The sequence below is a fragment of the Sporichthya sp. genome (assembly GCF_013815995.1).
Lineage (GTDB): Bacteria > Actinomycetota > Actinomycetes > Sporichthyales > Sporichthyaceae > Sporichthya.
Map to the genome: position 1 here is coordinate 1 of NZ_JACDFE010000247.1, position 6,206 is coordinate 6,206.

The following is a 6,206-nucleotide window of genomic DNA, read 5'->3' on the forward strand; positions in this document are numbered from 1 at the left end:
GGCGACACCCTGGCCAATCCGCAGGACCAGACCGAGGCCACGGCCGACCTGGTCCGCGCCGTCGCCGACTACCTCGACGCCCAGGCCGACAAGCGCGGCGGAGCGGGCGCGGGCGACAAGGCGACGAAGGCGCTGACCGCGGCGGTGGCCGACGCGCAGGCGGACGCGAAGGCCGTCGCCAGTACGGAGAGGGCGCCGGTCACCCAGACCAAGGAGCAGGTGACCGCGCTCCGGGCCGCCAACAGCTACGAAGGCGTGACGACCTCGAAGAAGGCGAACGCCAAGATCGCCGCGGCCAAGGGCGGCGTGACCGACGTCGGGGTCTCGCCGGACGCCATCAAGATGGGCACCGTGACCATGCACGGCATGGCGCTGGGCAACGTGCTCGCCACCCCGTTGGTCAACGGCGTGAGGGCCACCTTCGCCTCGATCAACGACCGCGGCGGCGTGCTCGGCCGGCGGCTGTCCCTCGTCGACTGCGACGACGGCCCCGGCGAGGTGTCGCGGTCGAAGTCCTGCATCAAGAAGCTCGTCACCCAGGACAAGGTCTTCGCCTTCCTCGGCTACTCCAGTTGGGCGTCGGCCTCGGTCCACGCCGACCTGGCGCAGTACCGAATCCCGGCCATCGGCACCTGGGCCTACTCCCAGACCGAGTGGCAGGACTCGTACATGTTCCCCACCCACATGTCGATGATCCACGAGGCGATGGCCGGCGCTCAGTGGGTGAAGAACGTGATCAAGCCGAAGACCTACGCCCTGGTCTGCCTGGCCAGCCCGGAGATGCAGCTCTCCTGCAACGCGGCGGCGAAGATCCTCGACGCCTCCGGCAGCAAGATGGTCAAGAAGCTCGACGTCGGGATCTCCGAGACCTCCATGTCGGCGCAGATCCTGTCGATGCGCGCGGCCAACCCCGAGCACATCGTCCACTACGTGATCAACCCGGCGACCATGGTGAAGTTCATGGTCGAGGCCGCGCAGCAGGGCTACTACCCGAGCAAGGGCATCTCCGGTAACCACCTGGCCGCCGAGGTGCTGGGCTCGCTGTTCGGGTCGCACCCGGTGAACCGCTACTGGACGAACACGACCTACAAGTTGTGGGGTCCGGAGTTCATGGCGGTGATGAACAAGTACGCGCGCGGCAACAAGGGCCTGAACCACCACATCGTCCAGGCCAGCTACACCGGCGCCCTGATCTTCGAGCAGGCGGCCACGGCCGTCGGGCCGAACCTGACCCGTGAGCGCCTGATGGCGCAGCTGAGCAACGGCGAGGTCTACTCGGCCGACGCCTCACTGGATCAGCGCTTCTCCTGGACGCCGACGGAGCGGTACGGCCAGAACTGGAATCCGGAGATGGGCCAGGGCCGCGAGTACATGTACAAGTACACGTCCGCGAACACGGTCTCGGACCCGAACGGCACGCCGTCCGGCTTCCAGCCGGACCCGGACCAGTTCGTGATCTACACGAACAGGTAGGTCACGCCTCGTCGAGGAACGCCTCGATCACCGGGGCCAACTCGGCGGCGTGGGACAACAGCGCAACCCCTCAGGGTCCTTCGAAGACATAGGTTCCGGGCGCAGCCACCAGCGGCGGGTGCGCCGCGCTGCCCAGGGTCTCGGGTGCGCCCAGGAGATCCCCGGCACGGGACGTCGTCCACTCGGCCCAGTGGTTCCACCAGGTGCCCTCCTGGCGCGTCGCCTGCGCGCGCCAGGCCTCCGGGTCGGCGCCGGGCTGCGGGCCGGTGAAGTGGTAGGCCTTCGGCGAGGGCGGCGACACCGGGGTCTGGATGTGCCCGGTCGGCGAGAGGACGAACGTGGAGTGCCCACCCACCAGCTGGGTGGCGCGATAGCAGCCCTGCCACGGCGTCAGATGGTCCGAGAGGCCACCGACGACGTAGGTGTCCATCTTGATCGAGGACATGTCGAACGGCTCGCCGAGCACGGTGAGCCCGCCCGGCTGCACCAGCCGGTTCCGCTCGAACATGTCGAGGAACTGCTGATGTAGCGCGCTCGGCAGGTTCGTCTTGTCAGCGTTCCAGGCCAGGATGTCGAACGCCGGGGGCTTACGGCCCATCAGATAGTTGTTGACCCAGTAGTTCCAGACGAGGTCGTTGGGCCGCATCCAGGTGAACACCGACCCCAGAGAGCGGGCATCCAGCACACCGGCGGAGCGGGACTTGCGACGCGCCACGTTCAACAGCCGGCCCGACTGGAACGCGCCGACCGGGGACGGGATGTTCCAGTCGATCAGCGTTACTCCGAACCCGGCCGCCGCCACCTTCTCCGAGCCGGTGGCCGCGAGGTAGGACAGCACGGTCGCCATGGTGATCCCGCCCGCGCACATGCCGAGGGTCACGACGTCGTCGCTCCCGCTGATCTCCCGCGCGGTGTCGATGGCCGTCACCACCGCGCCGGCGTAGGTGTCCAGGTCCCATCCGGCGTGCTCGACGTGGGGATTGCGCCAGGAGATGATGAAGACCTGCAGCCCTTGGCTGAGCGCGAACTCCACCAAGCTGCGCCCCGGAGCCAGGTCCAGGAAGTAGTACTTGTTGATCTCCGGCGGCACGATCACCAGGGGCTTCGCGTGCACCTGGGGAGTGGTGGGCGTGTACTGGATCAGCTCCATGACCTCGGTCCGGCGCACCACGGCACCGGGTGTGACCGCCATGTTCTGACCCACGATCAGATTCGAGGCGTCCACCTGCCGGGGCATCCCCCCGTTGTGCAGCAAATCGTCGACGAAGTGCCGGGTGCCGGTGCCCAGGCTCCCGCCCGCGGTCTCCATGGCGCGTTTGATCGCCGCCGGGTTCCCGATCAGCGTGTTCGTCGGGGCCAGCGAGGAGGTCAGGATGCCGGCCGCGAAACGTGCGCGCTCCTTGCTCCGCCACTCCAGGTCAGCGTCGGACACCAGGTCGTCCATGGCCTTCGAGAACGCCAGATAGACCTGCTTCACCCGCCGGTAACCGGGGTGGTCCACCCAGGTCGGGTCGGCGAAGCGGCGGTCTCCCTTGGCCGGCGCCAGGTCCGAACGCCCGGCCAGCGCCTTCGCCGCCTCGACGCCGAACCCGGCCCCGCTGCGGATCAGCCGTCCGGACCCCAGGGCGGCGCGGCCCAGCGAGGTCACCGCCGCCCGGAGGTCGATCGAGCCCGCGTCCTCCGCGCCTTGAACGGCGTCGAGCGCGGGCGTCAGGTCACCGGAGGAGAGATCGGTGACGGCCACGGGACTGGGTCCTCCTCCGACGATCCGGGGTCACGCGAATGACGTGACCGCCATCACACCAGGTACCCAGATCTCGGGGCCATAGTCAGGCCGCTGTGTTTTCACTCCTCGTCCAGAAATCTCTCGAAAACCGGGGCGAGCTCGGCCGCGTGGGACAACAGCGCGAGGTGTCCGCCCGGGTAGAGGTGGAGGCGCGCGTTCGGCAGCAGGCGGGCCATCACACGCGCGTTCGTGGTGCGGATGATCGGATCGTCGTCACCGGCCAGCACGAGACAGGGCTGCCGGACCATGCGCAGCGCGGGCACGCTCGTCCAGCCGGTACCCGCGCCGAGTTGGTACAGGTAGCTGCGCACCGGGGTCGCACTGGGCGCACTGTGCAGCAGGTCGACGACCCCGCCCGGGTCGGCGCGGGCGCTGCCGCCGTAGAGGTCGCCGGCGATCTGGCGGGCGTAGGCGGGGTCGCGGTGCCTGCGCGGCGTAGCCATCCGGACCAGGGTGCGCAGCCGCGGCGGGAAGCCCAGCCACCCCGTCGACGTCGCCACCAGGACGACGCGCCGGCAGCGACGGGGGTTCTGGAACGCGAACTGCTGCGCGAGCACACCTCCCCAGGAGATGCCGAGGATATCGGCGCGGTCGTAGCCGAGCTGATCCATCGTCAGCCGAAGCGACCGAGCGAGGGTGTGCATGACGTAGGGGGCCTTCGGCGCCGGCGAGGCGCCGAGACCGGGCGGGTTCACCGCGATCAGCGGACGCGCCGGATCGAGGTGCTCGATGAGCGCGTCGAACAGGGACGAGGAGGAGCCGATCCCGGAGCACAGCAGCAACGGGACGCGCCCGGGCGCACCGGGCCAGTGCGTGACCTCGAGCCGTCGTCCGATGTCGAGGACGGCGATCTGTGGCTCCCTCACGTGGCGAGCACGTAGGTTCCGGGGGCAGCAGCGATCACGGGGTACTCGGCCCCGCCGGGGCCCACGGGTGCTTCCACCAGATCACCTCCACGCTCGTGCAGCCACGCGCTGTAGTCCGGCCACCACGATCCCTTGACGGTTTCGGCCGCTTTCAACCAATCATGCGCGTCCGCGGGCGTGCTGTCCGCGATTCGGAAGGTTGCTTTGGGGTTGCTGGGCGGGTTGACGATCGAGGCGACGTGCCCGGCACTGGAGAGCACGAAGCGGCTGTTGCCTCCCAGCAGTTGGGTGCTCGCGTAGGTGGACTCCCACGGGCACAGGTGGTCGTTGATGCCGCCGGTGATGTAGGTGTCGATGTCCACCTTGCCGAGATCGACCGGGGAACCGAGCATGCGGGCCTGTCCCGGATGAACCAGCGAATTCGACTGCGCCATGTCCAGGAAGTCCTTGTGCAGCGCCGCCGCCATCCGGGTGGTGTCGGCGTTCCAGAACAGCACGTCGAACGGGCGCGGGGACTTGCCCATCAGGTAGCTGTCGACCCAGTAGTTCCAGATCAGGTCCCGCGGGCGCAGCCAGGCGAACACCTCGGCCAGCACCCGGCCGTCCAGGTAACCTTGCGCGGCCGAGGAGCGGGCTGCGGCCTCGGCGGCCGCCGGTGTGAGCAGCGCCCCGGCCACGCCGGAACGGGACTGGTCGAGCACGGTCACCGACCACGCCGCGGAGGAGACCTTGGCGAGGCGGCCGGTGTCGGCGAGGTGCGCCAGCACCATCGCGCTCAGGATCCCGCCGGAGCAGAACGAGAGCATCGAGGCGCTTTCGCTGCGGCAGATCCGCCGGACCGTGTCCAGCGCCCCGTCGATCGCGTCACCGTAGGTGTCGAGGTTCCAGGCCGAGTGCCGGACGTCGGGGTTGCGCCAGGACATCACGAACACCTGGTGGCCCTGGGCGACCAGGAACTCGATCAGGCTGCGGCCGGGCGCCATGTCGCCGACGTAGAACTTGTTGATCACCGGCGGCACCAGCAGCAGCGGGATCTGACGGACGGTCGGGGTGGTCGCCGTGTACTGGACCAGCTCGTAGACCGCGGTGCGGTCGACCACGCCGCCGGGAGTGGCCGCGACCGTGACCCCGACCTCGAACGCGTCCGGCTCCACCATCCGCGGAACCCGCGGCGGGGAGGACAGGTCGCGCGCGAGGTGGCGGGCGCCGCGCACCAGGCTGGCGCCGCGGGTGTCCACTGCGGTGCGCAGGGCGGCCGGGTTCAGCAGCAGGTTGTTGCTGGGCGCGGTGGCATCGAGCAGGTTGCCCACGGTGAGCGTGACCCGGTGCTCGCTGCTCTCGTCCAGCCGGGCCTCGGCCACCAACTTCTCGGCGGAGGCGGACAGGGCCAGGTGGGCCTGGACAGCCCGGCGCAGGATCGGGTTGTCCGACCACGCGGGGTGGGCGTAGCGGGCGTCCTTGGGGTGCGGGGACAGCTCGGAGCGGCCCGCGACCACCTTCGCCAGCTCCGAGGTCAGGGCCCGGCTACGGCCGACCACGTTCTGTGGCCGCCGGACCAGGGCGCCGGCCAGGGCCAGCGTGGACTTCGGGGCCGGCACCAGATTGCGCCACGAGCCCTCGGTCGCGCGGCTGAGCAGCAGGTCGAACGGCACGCCGACCTCGACAGCCTCGTCCGTCCGGCCGGGCGCAGTCCGGCTGGAGCCATTGCGAGCGCTCATTCCACGATCACCTCCGGGACAGGGGGTTTCGTGCTCAGGTGTGCCGAACTCTAACCAGAGGCGTGCATCTTTAACATGGGTGGGCGAATCAGCTTTTGGTCCGCTTTGAGCGGGCCGTTGCAAACCCCTGCTTCTATAACAGGACAGGCGCGAAGCGGCGCGTCTTCACGGTGGTCCTTTGGTTCGGGGTGTGGTCCATGTCCAGCGGTCTTCCCGCCGACGGTGTGACGCCGTCCGGAGGAGTCACGCCCGACGCCCTGATCCCGATGCGACGGCTCGCCTACGCGGCGCTGCCGCCCTCGCTGAGCCGGCGCCGCCGGGCCCGGCTGGCCGACTCGCTGGCCCACCAGGCCCTGCTGCAGG

The 6,206-nt window shown here is 69.5% G+C and carries 4 protein-coding genes; 1 reads left to right on the forward strand and 3 read right to left on the reverse strand.

Going from position 1 to position 6,206, the window contains the following annotated elements; genetic code table 11:
• Nucleotides 1-9: 9 nt before the first annotated feature.
• Entirely contained in the window at nt 10-1,473 is a 1,464-nt protein-coding gene (locus tag H0X00_RS20510) for an ABC transporter substrate-binding protein (RefSeq protein ID WP_293774375.1), read from the forward strand.
• A 70-nt stretch (nt 1,474-1,543) separates the two neighbouring features.
• Here the strand turns inward: H0X00_RS20510 and H0X00_RS20515 are convergent, their stop codons facing one another.
• From H0X00_RS20515 to H0X00_RS20525, 3 genes are all read right to left on the reverse strand, one after another.
• On the reverse strand, nt 1,544-3,217 hold the full coding sequence (locus H0X00_RS20515) for an alpha/beta fold hydrolase (RefSeq protein WP_293774370.1): 1,674 nt from the start codon (nt 3,215-3,217) through the stop codon (nt 1,544-1,546).
• 101 nt (nt 3,218-3,318) lie between these two features.
• Entirely contained in the window at nt 3,319-4,125 is an 807-nt protein-coding gene (locus tag H0X00_RS20520; RefSeq protein ID WP_293774371.1) for an alpha/beta fold hydrolase, read from the reverse strand.
• The gene (locus H0X00_RS20525) at nt 4,122-5,843 is read right to left on the reverse strand and encodes an alpha/beta fold hydrolase (protein ID WP_293774373.1); all 1,722 of its coding nucleotides are present in this window, start codon (nt 5,841-5,843) and stop codon (nt 4,122-4,124) included. The genes H0X00_RS20520 and H0X00_RS20525 overlap by 4 nt, the downstream gene beginning before the upstream one ends.
• Nucleotides 5,844-6,206 lie beyond the last annotated feature (363 nt).

Coding starts and splice junctions, on each gene's coding strand:
- H0X00_RS20525 (WP_293774373.1), bottom strand. CDS start 5,843: ATGAGCGCTCGCAATGGCTCCAGCCGGACTGCGCCCGGCCGGACGGAC.